This window comes from Ruegeria atlantica (assembly GCF_947495585.1).
Taxonomy (GTDB): domain Bacteria; phylum Pseudomonadota; class Alphaproteobacteria; order Rhodobacterales; family Rhodobacteraceae; genus Ruegeria; species Ruegeria atlantica_G.
Genome location: NZ_CANLZK010000001.1, coordinates 56,089 through 72,418, shown reverse-complemented (window position 1 = coordinate 72,418; position 16,330 = coordinate 56,089). Strand labels below are relative to the sequence as shown.

Annotated in this window: 14 protein-coding genes and 1 pseudogene; 12 read left to right on the top strand and 3 right to left on the bottom strand. The window is 56.0% G+C overall.

The window, feature by feature from the left end; all coding sequences use genetic code 11:
* The first annotated feature begins 51 nt into the window (after positions 1–51).
* Together QMP16_RS00370 and denD are read left to right on the top strand one after the other, a co-directional pair.
* On the top strand, positions 52–936 hold the full coding sequence (locus QMP16_RS00370) for an NAD(P)-dependent oxidoreductase (RefSeq protein WP_282150804.1): 885 nt from the start codon (positions 52–54) through the stop codon (positions 934–936).
* On the top strand, positions 933–1,901 hold the full coding sequence (denD, locus tag QMP16_RS00365) for a D-erythronate dehydrogenase (protein ID WP_282150803.1): 969 nt from the start codon (positions 933–935) through the stop codon (positions 1,899–1,901). Before QMP16_RS00370 ends, denD begins: the two co-directional genes overlap by 4 nt.
* Here the strand turns inward: denD and QMP16_RS00360 are convergent.
* Complete coding sequence (locus QMP16_RS00360) at positions 1,898–2,548, bottom strand: GntR family transcriptional regulator (protein WP_282150802.1); 651 nt, start codon at positions 2,546–2,548, stop codon at positions 1,898–1,900. The two genes, denD and QMP16_RS00360, sit on opposite strands and share 4 nt — an antisense overlap.
* 198 nt (positions 2,549–2,746) lie before the next feature.
* Between QMP16_RS00360 and QMP16_RS00355 the strand changes: the two genes are divergently transcribed.
* The 10 genes and pseudogenes from QMP16_RS00355 to QMP16_RS00310 all read left to right on the top strand — a co-directional run bounded on the left by QMP16_RS00355 (position 2,747) and on the right by QMP16_RS00310 (position 13,751).
* Positions 2,747–3,760 (top strand): TRAP transporter substrate-binding protein, encoded by a 1,014-nt coding sequence (locus tag QMP16_RS00355; protein WP_058274866.1) that lies wholly within the window; start codon positions 2,747–2,749, stop codon positions 3,758–3,760.
* Positions 3,761–3,839: 79 nt separating this feature from the next.
* Positions 3,840–5,009: a mandelate racemase/muconate lactonizing enzyme family protein gene (locus QMP16_RS00350; protein ID WP_282150801.1), complete on the top strand. Its 1,170-nt coding sequence runs from the start codon at positions 3,840–3,842 to the stop codon at positions 5,007–5,009.
* A 16-nt stretch (positions 5,010–5,025) separates the two neighbouring features.
* Positions 5,026–5,868: a TRAP transporter small permease subunit gene (locus QMP16_RS00345; protein WP_282150800.1), complete on the top strand. Its 843-nt coding sequence runs from the start codon at positions 5,026–5,028 to the stop codon at positions 5,866–5,868.
* Positions 5,868–7,490, top strand: a complete 1,623-nt coding sequence (locus QMP16_RS00340; protein WP_142634770.1) for a TRAP transporter large permease — start codon at positions 5,868–5,870, stop codon at positions 7,488–7,490. The genes QMP16_RS00345 and QMP16_RS00340 overlap by 1 nt, the downstream gene beginning before the upstream one ends.
* A gap of 10 nt (positions 7,491–7,500) precedes the next feature.
* A complete protein-coding gene (locus QMP16_RS00335; RefSeq protein ID WP_282150799.1) occupies positions 7,501–8,451 on the top strand; it encodes a phytanoyl-CoA dioxygenase family protein in 951 nt (316 codons plus the stop codon).
* A 24-nt stretch (positions 8,452–8,475) separates the two neighbouring features.
* Positions 8,476–9,978, top strand: coding sequence for a UxaA family hydrolase (locus QMP16_RS00330; protein ID WP_282150798.1), 1,503 nt, complete (start codon positions 8,476–8,478; stop codon positions 9,976–9,978).
* Complete coding sequence (locus tag QMP16_RS00325) at positions 9,975–10,979, top strand: Gfo/Idh/MocA family protein (protein WP_282150797.1); 1,005 nt, start codon at positions 9,975–9,977, stop codon at positions 10,977–10,979. Before QMP16_RS00330 ends, QMP16_RS00325 begins: the two co-directional genes overlap by 4 nt.
* 112 nt (positions 10,980–11,091) lie before the next feature.
* A pseudogene (locus QMP16_RS23620) lies at positions 11,092–12,006 on the top strand (NAD(P)-dependent oxidoreductase); the annotation flags it as partial.
* 3 nt (positions 12,007–12,009) lie between these two features.
* A complete protein-coding gene (locus QMP16_RS00315; protein ID WP_282150796.1) occupies positions 12,010–12,891 on the top strand; it encodes a DMT family transporter in 882 nt (293 codons plus the stop codon).
* Positions 12,888–13,751 carry a sugar kinase gene (locus QMP16_RS00310; RefSeq protein ID WP_282150795.1) on the top strand — a complete coding sequence of 288 codons (864 nt, stop codon included), beginning with the start codon at positions 12,888–12,890 and terminating at the stop codon, positions 13,749–13,751. Before QMP16_RS00315 ends, QMP16_RS00310 begins: the two co-directional genes overlap by 4 nt.
* Here QMP16_RS00310 and QMP16_RS00305 read toward each other — a convergent pair.
* Both QMP16_RS00305 and uxaC read right to left on the bottom strand, forming a co-directional pair.
* Positions 13,738–14,934: a mannitol dehydrogenase family protein gene (locus QMP16_RS00305; RefSeq protein WP_282150794.1), complete on the bottom strand. Its 1,197-nt coding sequence runs from the start codon at positions 14,932–14,934 to the stop codon at positions 13,738–13,740. The two genes, QMP16_RS00310 and QMP16_RS00305, sit on opposite strands and share 14 nt — an antisense overlap.
* Positions 14,935–16,278, bottom strand: a complete 1,344-nt coding sequence (uxaC, locus tag QMP16_RS00300) for a glucuronate isomerase (protein WP_282151563.1) — start codon at positions 16,276–16,278, stop codon at positions 14,935–14,937.
* Positions 16,279–16,330 lie beyond the last annotated feature (52 nt).

The window sequence follows — 16,330 nt, the reverse complement described above, 5'->3', positions numbered from 1 at the left end:
TTTGGTTTGGCCATAACCATGCGTGGCGCACCTTCGGAAGGACAGAGGATTATGAGCAAGCAGTTCAAAATAGCTCTATTGGGAACCGGCCTGATGGGCGCTCCTATGGCGAGGAATATTTTGCGCGCCGAATTTCCGCTAACCGTATGGAACCGCAGCTTGAAAAAGGCAAGACCGTTGACGGCAGAAGGCGCGACATTGGCGGAAACTGCCCCGCTGGCGGTTTCGGGTGCAGACGTAATAGTAACCATGCTGTCGGATGGATACGCAAGTGGCGCGCTGCTTTCTGACGAGGCTTTCCGTGAACAACTCAAACCCGGGATGATCTGGATTGATATGTCCAGCGCCAAACCCGAACACGCCAGAGAACAATCCGCGCAATTGTCTTCGATGGGGTTGCAGCATCTGGATGCCCCGGTTTCCGGCGGCACCAAAGGTGCCGAAGCTGCCACGCTTGCGATCATGGTCGGTGGTGGTCAGGACGTTATGGAGCGCGTGCGACCGGTTCTGTCAGCAATGGGCCGCCCTGTGCATGTGGGCCCAAGTGGGTCTGGTCAATTGTGCAAATTGGCTAATCAAACAATTGTCGCTGTGACAATATCGGCTGTCGCCGAAGCGACACTACTGGTTCAGCAAGGCGGTGCAGACCCCGCCGCGTTGAGGGCCGCACTGAAGGGGGGCTTTGCGGATAGCATTATCTTACAACAACATGGCGAACGCATGTCTGATGGGAATTTTGCACCCGGGGGTTTGTCAAAGTTTCAATTAAAGGATTTGGACAACACGCTAGAGGAGGCACGAAGCCTGAGCGTTGAGCTACCTAGCACCCAATCTGTACGCGACCGTTTCGAATATCTGATAGACGAAATGGATGGAGCCGAACTGGATCATTCGGCTTTGTATCTGGAACTCAAAAAACGGAATGGAATGCTGTGACGCGGATCCTTGTTATAGGCGGCGGAGGAATGCTGGGCCAGAAACTGGCCCATCGCATTTCGACCCAAGAGACTTTTGGAGCAGATGCCCAACTCTTACTGTTCGATCTCTCGCTTCCGCTCGACAGTGCGCCAGGTAAGAAAATTGTTGGGAATTTGACTGCGTCAGGCATCGCCAAGTCGGTTGCAGCTCAACGCCCGGACGTCATATTCCACCTTGCAGCTATCGTTTCAGGTCAAGCTGAGAAAGACTTTGCGTTGGGCTGGGATGTCAACCTTATGGCGACGTGGGCACTGCTGAACGCACTCAGAGATGAACACGAGGCATCAGGAGGCGAGTACACGCCTCGTCTGGTTTTTGCCTCGTCCATAGCAGTTTTCGGAGCACCGTTCCCTGAAAAGATTGGCGATGAGTTCCTCTCGGCACCTTTGACCAGTTACGGAGCGCAGAAAGCAGCGTCTGAATTGATGATCACGGATTTCAGCAGGAAAGGATACATCGACGGTGTTTCCTTGCGCTTGCCCACTTTGTGTGTACGCCCGGGCAAGGCCAACGCTGCCGCTTCTTCCTTCTTTTCAGGTATTATCCGAGAGCCACTGAATGGGGATGAGGCTGTCTTACCAGTTGCCGAAACTGTTCGCCACTGGCACGCCAGCCCCCGCGCCGCTGCGACTTTTTTGACCCATGCAGCAACACTGGACACGCAGCTTTTGAATGACAGACGCGCATTAAACATGCCGGGCGTAAGTTGCACCGTCGCCGAACAAATCGAAGCGCTGCGCGATGTGGCCGGTCAAGATGCAGTTGGCCTCATCAGGCGAGAACCCGACGAGGCAATCGAACGAATAGTCAAGAATTGGCCGCGCGACTTTCAAACAGATCGCGCTCGGGAGTTGGGGTTCAAGGCAGAATCAAGCTTCGACGAAATCATTCAGGTGTATTTGAAAGACGATTTTCGGCTTTAGTCGCCCATCGTCTCTCCAGTTAGGTGGCGTTTCAGATGATCGTGAATTTTTTCTCGTGTTAACTGCTCATCCCCTGACAATGCTGCTTCAAGTATATCGGCATGGTGTCTTATGTTTTGAGAAATGAACTCAAAGTTCCGATCTGCCACCATCAATTGCTGTCTGAATTGCGCGTAAACTCGGCTATGCATTTGTTTTAAGGTTTCCGAGCCACAGGCAGAAATAAGCGTTTGGTGAAACTCCTTCTCCGAGGCAAACCATATCTCGATAAGGTCGCTCGAGTCGTCTGTGGAGTGTATGCGTTTTTCGATATGGCTAAGTTTGTGATGAGCGGCCGTCAATCTTGCTTCCCAATCCACTCCGCCCTTGCGTATCGACATCGCAGTGCCTTCGGCCTCCAACAACACACGGACGTGTGTCAATTCGATAAGCTTCTGCGGCGAACGCATTGGCACGCGGAAACCTTTTTGTTCCTGAAAGTCCACCAATCCAACAGCGGCCAAACGAAAAAGGACTTCCCGAACCGCACTCGCAGAACAGCCATACTCATTACGAAGTTCTTCGGCTCTGACCTTTACTCCATGCTCGAATCCATTAGAGACTAGGCGCATTTTAAGATCTTGATAAATATCGATTTCTTCTTTCATCCCGGTATGCGCCTTCAATTTTTATCCAAGTAGCGTCGTAAGCAATTTTTCGAATTTATGCAATAATCTCGAAATTTTTAGAAATTTCAAATTTTTCTTGTTGCATTCGATTCGTCGGCTTAACGTTTATCTGCGTGACAGCAGCGGAGGCGACAAGATCTCCCTCTAAGCGCAATGCTCAACGTCTGGGAGGACACTATGAAAATAGTCAAGACAGCGGCCGTGGCGGCCGTAGCCACGACAATGGCAGCCGGTTTCGCGATGGCTGAAACAACGAAACTTAGAATTCAAACCCATTTTTCGCCCGAAACTCTTTCTGGTCAGATGGCTGCAAAATTCGTTGAAGACATTCAAGAGATGTCGAACGGCGAAATCGAAGTTGAAATGTTCTATTCCTCTTCAGTGGTCAAATCAGTTGAAACCTTCGATGCCGCAGCTACGGGAATTCTGGACTGCGACATGACGGGCGGCGGCTATCAGACCGGTAAAAATCCGGCCTTCCAGTTTGCGGGCGACCTGCTCGGCGGGTATCAGAACCCATATCAGCAAATGGCTTGGCTTCTTCATGGCGGCGGAAGAGAAGCTGTGAATGATCTATACAATGGCTACGACATGGAGTTCATCGGATGGTGGATTCCCGGGCCGGAGTCGCTTTCTTCGACCAAGCCGATTGCAAAAGTGGACGACTTCAAAGATTGGAAATTCCGCTCCCCTCCAGGCCTTGCGACCAAAGTGTTCGCGGAACTTGGTGCTTCTCCGATCGTTATGGACTTCAACGAAATCTTTACGGCTTTGGAAACCGGTATCATTGATGGCGCGGATGCCGCGAACCTGACTAACAATGTGGGACTGGGTCTGTACGAGATCGCAGGTCACACAAACTATCCCGGTTTTCACTCGATGCCTGCAGATCACCTAGCCTGTCGCAAAGACGTTTGGGAAGCTATGCCTGCGCACCACAAAAAGATCATGGAAGTCGCGATGGATAGCTTGGCATTGCACAATGCCACAATCAATGAAGTGCAGAACGCTCAGACTGCAAAAGACCTGCAAGCAAAAGGTGTTCAGTTGTACGAATGGTCGCCTGAAGACCTGGCAGCGTATCGCGCGGCCGTTCAGGTCGGTTGGACTGAATTCGCGACGACCCCTGAGGCACAGGCGCTTTTGGAAAGCCACATCAACTTCCTGCGTGACCTGGGAGCAATGCAGTAGTCAGGCTTCGACCGAATTACGACGCACGGAGAGGCCGCACTAGCGGCCCCTTCGGATCGGCGCCGGGATCCAGAACTTCATGAAAATCAAAAGAATAATAAGTCACGTACTGCAGTACGACATGCCGGAAGTTCTGGGCTACTCGCAACAGTATTATGACAAGCGTACAACCCATCTGGTCGAGATTCAGACAGATGAAGGGGTAATCGGTTGGGGGGAGTGTTTTGGTCCCGGAAACGTAGCAATTGCCAACAAATCTATCGTAGAAAAGGTAATCCAACCATTGGTCCTTGGCATGGACCCTTTGGACAAAGACGTGATCTGGCACAAGGTGTACAACCTTCTGCGAGACCATGGCCAAAGCGGAATGCCAATACAGGCTTTGTCCGGGGTGGACATCGCACTTTGGGACATCACCGGCAAAATCTCTGGCCTCCCCCTCCATAAGCTTGTCGGCGGCGCGCATCGCACAAGCGTTCCTTGCTACGGCTACGGCATGATGCTTCGGGATGAACCGATTTCTAGTCTGGCCAGCCGTTTTGAGGAGGAAGCCGCAAAGATCAAGGAAATGGGATTTACCGCTACCAAAATGAAAACGGGCTTTGGCCCGAAGCCTGATGTGAAGCTGTGCGAAGCAGTTCGACGCGGAGTTGGTGACGACTTTCCCTATATGGTCGATGCAAACCATGCTTATACGACTTCGGACGCATTTTTTGTCGGTCGGGCGTTGGAAGAACTGGACGCATATTGGTTCGAAGAACCTGTCGCGCCAGAAGACATTGACGGGTACCGCGAATTGCGCACTTCGCTGAAAGTCAACATCTCGGGCGGGGAGGCAGTTTTCAATCGCTGGGCTTGGCGCAATCTTCTTGAAAATCGCGGCATTGATATAGCGCAGCCAGAAGTATGCGCTTTGGGCGGTGTTTCAGAGTATCTCAGGGTCCTAGCCCTATGCCACGCACATTTCACTCCGGTCGTAAATCACGTCTGGGGTAGCGCCATCGCTGTCGCAACTAATCTGCATTTACTGGCGGCCATGCCCCCAATTCCAGGCGGCTTGCATCCATGGGAGCCGATGCTGGAATTCGACACGACGGACAACAAGTTTCGGGACGATCTGCTGACCGTACCGCTGGAAATTCAAAATCAGGTCAAGGCCAACAACGGCCGTGTCATGATCCCGACTGGTCCCGGACTGGGGGTCGAGCCGGATCGAGACTTTATCGATCACTACAGGATCGAAGGATAGGGACGAGGGTTACGCGATGCACAAGAATTCAGGCGGACCAATTGAATGGCTCATACCGTTGGCCTTCGTCGCGACTGCCAGTTGGCTTGTTTGGCATCTCCCGGCATTCCTATTGGATTGGCTGCCTTACACCTCTGAATCCCTCAAAAGCCAGGTAACGGAAATATATCTGCGCAGCGACGTCACGCCCGAATTGCCTGGCGTGTTCGGGGGGTATGTCGACTTCATCGACGTGGCCGCGCTCGTCCTTCTACCGTTTCTTGCAGTGATTGGCACCAAGACCGTGCGCCCAGCGACGATGGAGTTCCAAGGCTCGACGATTATGGATCGTTTCGCCCTGTTCATAGGCCGAGTTACCATGATGATGATCGCAATCATGACTGTCGTCATGCTCTACGAAGTCTTCATGCGCTATATCCTGGAAAAGCCGACCGAGTGGGCCAACGAAATGACACTCTGGTTCGCCAGCTTTGTGTTTTTAATGTCTGGCTACTACGCCATGCAACAACGCAGTCACATTCGAATATTCCTGCTGTACGACGCAGTTCCACGTTGGCTTCAGCGTGTTTTTGATACGGTTTCGACAATCCTGATCGTACTGTTTGCCTTCTTTCTGGTCTACGGCAGCTACAAACAGGTGTTCGTCAACAAGCTCTATAAATGGGAGCTTTATGGCTCCGCCTTCAATCCTCCGATCCCGGCGACGTTGCAGCCGATGGTGTTGATCGTGATTACGCTCGTCGCAATGCAAGCAATTTTGAACTTGGTCGCGGATTGGAACAAAGAGCCGGAAATCCACACAGATGAACCGGACGAAGACGAAATTGAAATGATCAAACGAGCAGTGGGACAAGACTGATGGATATTGGAACAATCTCACTCATCCTGATGGTCGCCCTGATCGTGCTTCTGGCGATCGGGATGCCTTTGGGTCTGGCCTCGGCTTCCCTTGCGGTTCTGGTTCTTGTCCTGAAGTTCGAACCGACACTGCTTTTGAACCCATTTTCATTCGGCGACGGGGTTCTCACCGGTCGGCCAGGCACTGGGCCGCTCTATATCCTGGCGCAGAAGATATATGGGCTCTTAACGGACTACGTGCTCATATCAGTGCCATTGTTTATCTTCATGGCGTCGCTGCTAGAGCGGTCCGGGATCGCGCGTGACATGTATTCGTCGCTGAATGTCTGGCTTTCCAGAACACGCGGCGGCATCGCGATCGTGACCTCGATCATGGCGGTGATCATGGCAGCCATGTCCGGCATAATCGGTGGTGAGGTTGTCCTGCTGGGACTTATCGCCCTGCCCCAGATGCTGCGCCTAGGGTACGATCAAAATCTCGCGATCGGCGTCATCTGCGCCTCGGGGTCGCTGGGCACCATGATCCCTCCCTCCATCGTTCTGATCATCTATGGGCTGATCACCGAAACCTCGATCAAGTCGCTGTTCACCGCGTCTTTCATTCCTGGCTTCATGCTGGCCTCGATGATCATCCTGTACATCATCATCCGCACGCAGTTGAATCCTCATCACGCTCCGCTGCCGGAACCGGATCCGAACGACCCCGAACCGGCCGAAAAACGCAAACTGTTTGGGGCCTTCATGAGCATCGTCGTCGCCGGGTTTTCCACCGTTCTGTTTATCCGGGCCGCGTTTTTCGAGCTCTCAGGCTCGAACGCTGCCAGCCAGGGCGAGCCCGCGAGGCTGGGAACGGCTGACTACCTGCCCTGGTTTGCCGGCATCACGATCGTTGCCCTTCTGCTGATCTTCTTCGTCTTTGGCAGAGAGCGCGCTAAAATCGGGTGGGAAATGGGCAAAGGCCTCGTCGCTCCGCTGGTCGTCATCGGCGTCGTGCTCGGCTCGATCTATGGCGGGATCACAGGCATCACCGAGGCTGCGGGCATGGGCGCCTTCGCCGTTCTCATTATCGCCATCCTGCGGGGCGAAGGATCGTTCGAGCTGGTTTGGGACAGCTTGATGCGAACCCTAAAATCCACAGGCACCATCATATGGGTTACGATCGGGGCCGCCGCGCTGGCGGGTGCCTACACCATTGCTGGCGGGCCCCAATACGTGGCCGACCTAATCGTCGGCCAGGAGCTGCCAACCATGCTGGTCATTCTGGTGATGATGCTGATCTTGCTGTTCATGGGCGCATTCATGGATTGGGTCGGCATCGTGCTGTTGATTATTCCGGTCTTTCTGCCGATCGTCCTGCGCCTTCCTATCGAAGAAATCGGAGTCTTTGGCCAGTTGGAGCCGAGTCATGTCGCCATCTGGTTCGGCGTCGTGTTCTGTATGAACATGCAGGTCAGCTTCCTCTCGCCCCCATTTGGCCCGGCCGCGTTCTACCTCAAGTCGGTGGCCCCGCCACATATCAGTCTGACGGATATCTTCCGCGGCTTCCTGCCATTCATCGGGATCCAGTTGCTGGCGCTTTCCGTTCTTCTGATTTGGCCGGGCATCATCGCGCTGCTGTTGTGAGGTCGCACCCATGCTGACACAAGATCAGATTGGCAAGTTCCAGACGGACGGATACCTCGTGGTCGAGGATGTTATCCCTGCCGATGTCCTTGATCGGGTACAGACCGAATACTCGGATGTCCTGAGCCGGCTCTATGACGGTTGGTACGAAAAAGGGCTGGTCAAGGACGAACCGTCTGGAATGACCTTCTGGGACAAACTTCTGTCCGCCTATCAGGCCGGTTGCGACTATTTCCAGCCGCTGGACATCTCGTTGCCCGGCGATCGGATCATGGCGGACACACCTTTCCATATCGGGCCTGCAGTGTTCGACTTGCTAACGGCCCGGCCCATGCTTGACATTGTCGAGCAGTTGATCGGGCCAGAGTTGGTGAGCAATCCAATCCAGCACGTCCGGCTGAAGCCCCCCGCTCTCAAGCTGTCCAAGGATGAGGTGCGCGCGCATATCACAGCGACGGACTGGCATCAGGACCGGGCGGTTGCGTTGGAGGATGCGGATCAGACCGACATGGTCACGGTGTGGATTGCCGTCAACGATGCAACGGTCGAAAACGGCTGCCTGCAAGTGCTGCCAAAGGCACAGGACCAATCCATCCTGCCGCATTGTGCGCGGACGCAGACTGGTATTGCCGACGGATTCATTGACGAAGGCCGGGCTGTGCCCCTTCCTGTCAAGGCGGGCGGGATCATCCTGTTTCACCCTCTGACGCCACATGCTTCGCTGGTCAATGAAACGGACCGGTTCCGCTGGTCGTTCGACATCCGCTTCAGTGCGGCAGGCCAGCCCACCGGTCGAGACCATTTCCCCAGCTTCATCGCGAGGTCCAGATCGCGCCCCGAAACCGAACTGCGAGATTGGCGTGTCTGCAAATCCAATTGGGAAGCGGCGCGAGCAAGGCTGTCCGGACAACCGCACATAGATATTCACCGGTGGACATCGGACTCACCGTTCTGCGCCTAGCTGCTGCCGCCAGGAAAGCTGATTATGACTTTTGTACGTTTAGATCGAACGGATAGCGTGGTTGTTGCAACTCGGTCCCTGGAGGCCGGCGGTATGGTGGAGGATGTCATGACCAATACGCGCATCCCTTCGGGACACAAGGTCGCCACGCGGAATCTTGCACCCGGCGATCCTGTCAGAAAATACGCCCAGATTATCGGTTACGCCAACCAACCGATCGAACCTGGCGACCATGTGCACACCCACAATATCGAGTTCCGCAACACCAGTGTGGACTACGAGTTTGCGACGGATCACAGGCCCATGAAACCCGCCACCTCGGTCGATACGTTCATGGGCTACCACCGGGACAGTGGTCGGGTCGGCACGCGCAATTACATCGCGGTTCTGACCACAGTTAATTGTTCGGCGACTGCGGCCCGTATGATTTCCAACCACTTCACGCCGGACAAGCTGGCCGAGTTTCCGAACGTCGACGGCGTGGTGGCCTTTGTCCACGGAACGGGCTGCGGAATGGCGGATTCCGGCGACGGTTTCGAAGCTCTTCAACGGGTCATGTGGGGGTTTGCGAAACATCCCAACCACGCTGCCGTTCTGATGGTCGGCCTAGGCTGCGAGATGAACCAGATCGACTGGCTGCTGGACGCGTATGGGCTGAAGCAGAGTCCTACCTTCCAGACGATGAACATCCAGAACGTTGCCGGATTGTGCCGCACCGTCGAAATGGGCATCAATAAGATCAACCAAATGCTGCCCATTGCCAATGAGGCGGGACGCAGTGAAGCCCCGGCGTCCGAACTTATGGTTGCGCTGCAATGCGGTGGATCGGACGCTTGGTCAGGTGTGACCGCCAACCCGGCGCTCGGGCATGCCTGCGACCTGTTGGTTGCCCAAGGCGGCACAGGGGTCCTTGCGGAAACGCCCGAAATCTACGGAGCCGAACATCTTTTGACCCGCCGCGCCCTTAGTCGCGCAACTGGGGAAAAACTGATCGGACTGATCGATTGGTGGCAGGACTATACCGCCCGCAATCACGGTTCGATGGACAACAACCCAAGCCCCGGCAACAAGCAAGGCGGTCTGACGACCATCCTTGAGAAGTCGTTGGGGGCAGCGGCGAAGGGCGGAACCACGCCTTTGACCGGTGTATTCAAATACGCCGAACCCATCACCGCCAAAGGCTTCACTTTCATGGATAGCCCCGGTTATGACCCGGCCTCGGTGACCGGGCAGATCGCGGCCGGCTGCAACCTAGTGTGCTTCACCACGGGGCGCGGTTCTGCCTTTGGGTCCAAACCGGCGCCTACGCTGAAAATCGCTACAAACTCTGAGTTGGCAGCGCGCATGCCAGAAGACATGGACGTGGATGCTGGCGACATTCTGACCAAAGGTGCCAGCGTCGAAGAGAAAGGACAGGAAATATACCGACGGCTGCTCCAAGTCGCCTCGGGCGCGCGAACCAAGTCCGAGGCGCAGGGCCTGGGCGACTACGAATTCGTTCCCTGGCAAATCGGAGCGGTGATGTGAAACGGATCCTTGTAGCCGGCGGTGGATTGATCGGTATCCGCCACGTGCGCGCCGTGATCGAGCACCCCGGCTGCGTGTTGGTCGGGTTGGCCGATCCAGATGGCTCGATCCAGATCGACGCGCCGCGTTTTGCCAGTATGGACGAGGTGAAGGGCCCGGTGGATGGCGTCATCATCGCGACGCCGACCCGCCTGCATGCCGAACATGGCATTCTGGCCGCATCCCGCGGTTGGCACATACTAATCGAAAAGCCGGTTGCCGCATCAGTCGATGATGCCCTGCGCCTGAGGACGGCCGTTCGCCAGGCTAATGTCAGCAGCCTTGTAGGCCACCATCGGCGTTATCACACAACCTTGCAGCAACTGAAAGAGGTGATCGCGCAAGGTACGATCGGACAAGTCATCAACGTCTCGTTGCTGTGGGCCATGCGCAAACCCGAGAGTTATTTTGAACAGAACTGGCGGACTTCCGATGGCAGCCCAGTCATGATCAATCTGGTGCACGATATCGATGTCATGCGCTTTGTGATCGGAGAAATCTCAGATGTCGTCGCCCTGCCCGGCGCGTCGATCCGCGGATCGGATCGGATAGAAAGCGGGGCTATCGCGATCGCGTTCGAAAACGGCGCAACGGGCACTATCAGTTTTGCCGACACCGCACCCAGCCCTTGGGGGTTTGAGGCCGGAACCGGCGAAAACCCGAACATCGGCACAACCCATCAGGACATGATGTGGATCACGGGAACCAGCGGCGCTGTGAGTTTTCCCTCCATGACCCTGTGGCGTGGAAAGGATTGGGGGACTGCGGCCCAAAAGGACCAACTTGCACGACCGGAACAGCAACGCGCACCGCTTGAGGCGCAACTGGATCACTTCCTTGACGTAATCGACGGCGCCCCTCCACTGATCGACGTCGAGGATGCTGCCCGGACTCTCGAGGTCACATCACGGATCGAACAGGGGCTAAAGGTGCGAACAACTCGAGCGCGGGCGCCAGCCTGATGGACATACGGCCCGGCAAAATACCGAACCACTCAAAACCCAATGATTATCCGCCGGGCAATATGAGCACTCAAACTGCAAAGCCGCCTGCACCAAACACAAGAATGAAAACCAGACACATTCACGGAAAGGGAAACCAATGAGCAAACCATCAATCGGGTTTATCGGTTTGGGACTAATGGGCGGAGCCATGGTGAACCGACTGTTGGACCAAGGATACTCGGTCGCTGTATTGGGAAACCGCGACCGAACACACCTGGACGCCGCGATTGACCGGGGCGCCCGCGAGATGCAAAACGCCCAGGAAGTGGCTCAGGCCAGCGACATCGTAATGCTGTGCATGGGAACCTCCGAACAGGTCGAGGGCCGTATGCGCGGTGCAGATGGAGTGATTGCGGGCTTAAAACCAGAGGCGATCGTCATCGACTTTGGCACCTCGCTCCCGGGCAACACACGCGCCCTGGCCGAAGAGGTTGCCGCAGCCGGCGGAAGCTATCTGGATGCGCCGCTTGGCCGGACGCCGTCGCACGCGCTAGAAGGCAAGCTCAACATTATGACTTCCGGTAACAAGGCTGCCTTTGACAAGGCCCAGCCGACACTGAAGGATTTGGGCGAAAACGTTTTTTACCTTGGCCCCGTTGGGTCCGGACACACGATCAAGCTGATCAACAACTTCTTCGGAATGACCGTTGCGAACGCGATGGCCGAAGCCTTTGCCATGGCAGATATCACCGGTGTTGACCGCAAGCAGGTGTATGACGTTATGGCCGCAGGGCCGTTGCATTCCGGAATGATGGATTTCGTCAAAGCCTACGGCGTCGAGAACGACCCAAACCAGCTGGCCTTTGCGATCAAGAACGCGGCAAAAGACCTTGGGTATTATGACCGCATGGCACGCGAGGCAGGCGTTACCAGTTTGATGTCGCAGGGCGCGCTTTCGGCGCTGAATGACGCCCGCGACCACGGTCAGGCGGACGACATGGTCAGCCAGATGGTTGACTACTACGTCAAGCGTTTCAACACCTGATCGATGGCCGTCTCCGCCAACCCCACTGCGGACCTGCCGCGCCTTGGCATCGTGCTGATGCTGACGGCGTGGCTATTCTTTTCGCTGGTGGATCTTGGGGCCAAGTGGTTGGCGTTGGCCGGCGTGCCGGCATTTCAATTGGCGTTCATGCGCTATGCGGGGCACTTTGTGATCTCCGTGGGCGTGATCGCCAAGGGCGGGATTGAGGCCAGCCGGTTCAAGACCGACCATCTATGGCAGGTCATTAGTCGGGCTTTGCTGCTGATCTCGGCGACCGTTTTCAATTTTTATGCACTGCGGTTTTTGCCTTTGACCGTTGTGTCGGCAATCATGTTCTCAAGCCCGGTCATCGTGTGTTTTCTGTCTGTCTTCGTGTTGAGAGAACGCGTGGGCCTATGGCGTTGGGCAGCTATCATCCTGGGCTTTCTGGGGGTGTTGGTTGTCGTGGAGCCGTTTGGTTCGGCCTTTCATCCGACCATGCTGTTGATCGTCTACAATGCCAGCGCTTTGGCCTTGTACTCGATCATGACGCGCAAGCTGTCCGGGGTTGTTGCCGTGGACACCATGCAATTCTACCTTGGGCTTACCGGGACGGTGGTTCTGCTACCGTTCGCCATATGGTTTTGGGTCCAGCCAGAAAACACGTGGAGCCTGATTGTACTGATCGGCCTTGGTGTCTTTGGCTGGTGCGGGCATCAACTGCTGACGAACGCGCATCGGTTTGGAACGGCGAACCAGTTGATGCCATTCACCTATTCGTTCCTGATCTACGTTGCGATCTGGGGCTATTTGTTCTTTGACACGGTACCGGATGCATTCACGTTAGCGGGGGCTGCACTGATTATGGCTGCTGGTCTCATCATCTGGAAAAGAGAAAAGAAATGACGCGAATTGCCTGCATCGGCGAAGCAATGATCGAATTGTCCATGCTGGAAACCGGCGCAAAGGTGGGCGTCGCGGGGGATACGCTGAACACGGCCATCTACATGCACCGCGCCGCTCCTGATCTGCAGGTGGAGTATGTGACATGTCTGGGTGACGACCCGTTCTCAGGGCGCATCGCCAGCTTTATAACCAGTCATGGCATAGGGACATCCGGCATCCGCATGATCCCGAACATCTCTCCGGGACTATACGCGATCACGACATCTGCGGACGGTGAACGCAGCTTTACCTATTGGCGCAGCGAAGCGGCCGCCCGTCAGCTATTTGCCGATCACGACTTCAGCCCGCTGAACGGTTACGACGTGCTGTACTTGTCGGGGATTTCCGTAGCCATTCTTCCGCATTCGGTGAGGCTTGCGCTTCTGGACTGGCTCGAAGGCTCTTCAGTTCGGTTGGTCTATGACAGCAATTTTCGTCCGCGTCTTTGGGACAGCGTCGAACACGCCCGGCAGATCAACCAACGGCTTTGGCAGCGTGCAGATATTGCCCTACCATCTATCGACGACGAGATGGCGCTTTTCGGGGAAAGCACTGATCAGGTGGCGGCACGCTTTGCCGATCATCACGGTGTCGGTGCGTTGAAACGCGGTGAGAATGGTCCTCTGTCCATCGGCCAGAACATTGACCAAACCTATGAGCCTGCCAACAACGTGCTGGATACCACAGCGGCGGGCGACAGTTTCAACGGTGGGTACCTCGCGGCCTTGCTGACGGGAAATTCACAGGCCAAGGCCCTGATGGCTGGACACAATCTGGCTTCCACCGTTGTTCAGTTCCGCGGCGCGATCATTCCCGGATAAGTGGCGCGAGATCCTCAGCACCAACAAGACCCAAGAGGGGTACTACCGGATCTGGCTGCTTGACAGCCGAGGCGATTTCCGACGCGCAAGGATCGTTCAGCGCCCTGCCTTCGGCTGTCTCAGACACGCAATAGGAGATCCAGGCCCGCATCCCCGTGATCACTGCCTGAGAGCCGGTTTCACGGAGTGTGGGAACAAAGCGATACGGCAGCTTCTGGCTGCCATCCATCGCGATTTGGTCCAGACGGTGCGCCACCTCGGGGTTTTCAAAACGGCGCAACAGAGCCTCGGCATAGTCCGGAGCTTGTGCTTGCAGTGTAGCGGGCAGCGTTGCGCCCGCATCCTGCATCAACTCGGCAACCAGCGGGCGCAAAACCCGGTCTCGAACCGCTTCGTGAACGTAGGTCAGGCCTCGCTCCAACCCGGCATAAGCCAAGAGGGAATGGGCACCGTTCAACATGCGCAGCTTTCGCATCTCGTGCGGGGCCACGTCATCGACCAGTTGCACGCCCGGCCAATCCGGATGTGGGCCGACGAAATTGTCCTCGATCACCCACTCCGAGAACGCCTCGGTTGGAACAGCCATAGGATCGCCGCTGATTGCGCGAACGGCGTCCGTGGTAGCCGGGGTGATCCGGTCGACCATCGCGTTGGGAAAGCGAACAGCGTCCCAATTCACGTCCAGACCGGCTGCTTCCGCAAAATCGGCAACTGCCGTTTCGAGCGTTGTGCCGTTTTCCATGCGGTTGTCGCAGCTTAGCACTGTCACTGGCTTGCGCCGTTCCGCAAGGCCAAAAGCTAGAAACCCGATCAGCGTCGCGGGCCCTTGACGCGCCAGATCGGCGGCAATCGCTGGGTCCTGAAGGTTCAGCTTGCCCGCGGCGTCCAAGTGATAACCTTTCTCGGTAACGGTTGCCGAAATGATCTCGGCATCCGCCATCACATCAAAAATCTCTACACAATCCTTGGGCGCGACCAGAACATCCCGCAGAGCTTTGATGCGCCGGACGCCCTGCCCCTGTACGCACAAATCGTACTCGAAACCTTGTCGCGCCAATCCATCCCGAACCGAGGATGAACGCAAGCTGACGCCGATAACGGCCCATCCGCCCGCTTGATCGGTGTAGTCCAGTAAATGCGCCCGGGCGAAGTTTCCAAGGCCGAAGTGAAGAATTGTACCCATCTAGCTTTGCAATCCGTAAACCTGTTTCGCCAGATCGACCGCTAACAACCGCGCCAGATGCTCGGCACTGTCCCGACCGAAATAGCCGCGCGCAACCTGCTGGGCCAGATGAACCGCCACACCCCGTCGCCACAGGTCGTGTCGTGCTGGAATGGACAGAAAAGCCCGGGTGTCGTCATTGAATCCGGCCAGATTGTAGTATCCGCCCGTTTCAACGACCTGATCGAAGTACCGTGCAATTCCGGCTGGGCTATCATGGAACCACCAAGGCGGCCCGATCCTAAGGCACGGCCAATGTCCGGCCATAGGGGCCAATTCACGGGCATAGGTGCCTTCGTCCAGTGTGAACAGAATGATGCGCAGTTCCGCCGAGTTTCCGACCCGGTTCAACAGCGCCTCAAGGCCCGTGACCCAATCCATCGCGATTGGAATGTCGGCCCCCTTGTCCCGTCCGAAGTCCCGCATAACCGCGTCGTTCGTGTTGCGTTTGCTGCCAGCATGTATCTGCATGGTCAGACCATCATCGACAGACATCTTCGCCATTTCGATTAGCATATGCCCGTAGAACCGGCGGGCGTCCTGTTCGGTACCTGCCCGCCGTCTCAGCCGCTGGTACAGCGCATCCGGGTCGTCCAGCCACTCGGTCTGCACGCGTTCGATACCGTGATCGGTGGCCGTACAGCCCAGCTGGATGAAATAAGCCCGCCGCATTCGCAGTGCATTGAGGTAGCCATCATAGCTGCCCAGATCGCAGTCTGTCAGCTCAGCCAACTTGTTCAGGTTATGTACGAACTCCGGATCCGCCCCATCCAAAACCCCGTCTGGGCGGAACGTCGGAACAACTCGCCCGCCCCAACCGCTTGTACGGATCTCCCGATGCTCAACGAGTGCGTCGAGAGCGGAATCCGTGGTAGCCAGAACCTCGATCCCAAATCTGTCGAACAAAGCCCTCGGACGAAATTCGGGTCGCGCCAGCTTTTCTGAGATCTTATCATAAATCAGGTTAGCCGTGCGTGAAGACAACTCCTCAGACACACCCAACGTTTCATGCAGCACGTAGTTCATCCATATCCGAGATGGCGTTCCCAGAAACAGATGCCAGTGCTCGGCAAAGGTGCGAAATACGGCGCGAGGATCCTTCTTTCGCCCCTCTTCCCCAACGCCAAGTTCTGACAAGGGCACGCCCTGTGAATAGAGCATACGGAACACGTAATGGTCGGGAACCACCAGCAGCTCTGCCGGGTTGGGAAACGGCTCATTGGTTGCAAACCACCCCGGATCACAGTGACCATGCGGAGACACGATCGGCAGATCCTTGATGCTCAGGTACAGGTCTTCTGCCATGCCATTCAAATTACCAGTCAATTCTGCCTCCGATACTACTGCCCGCAATTGT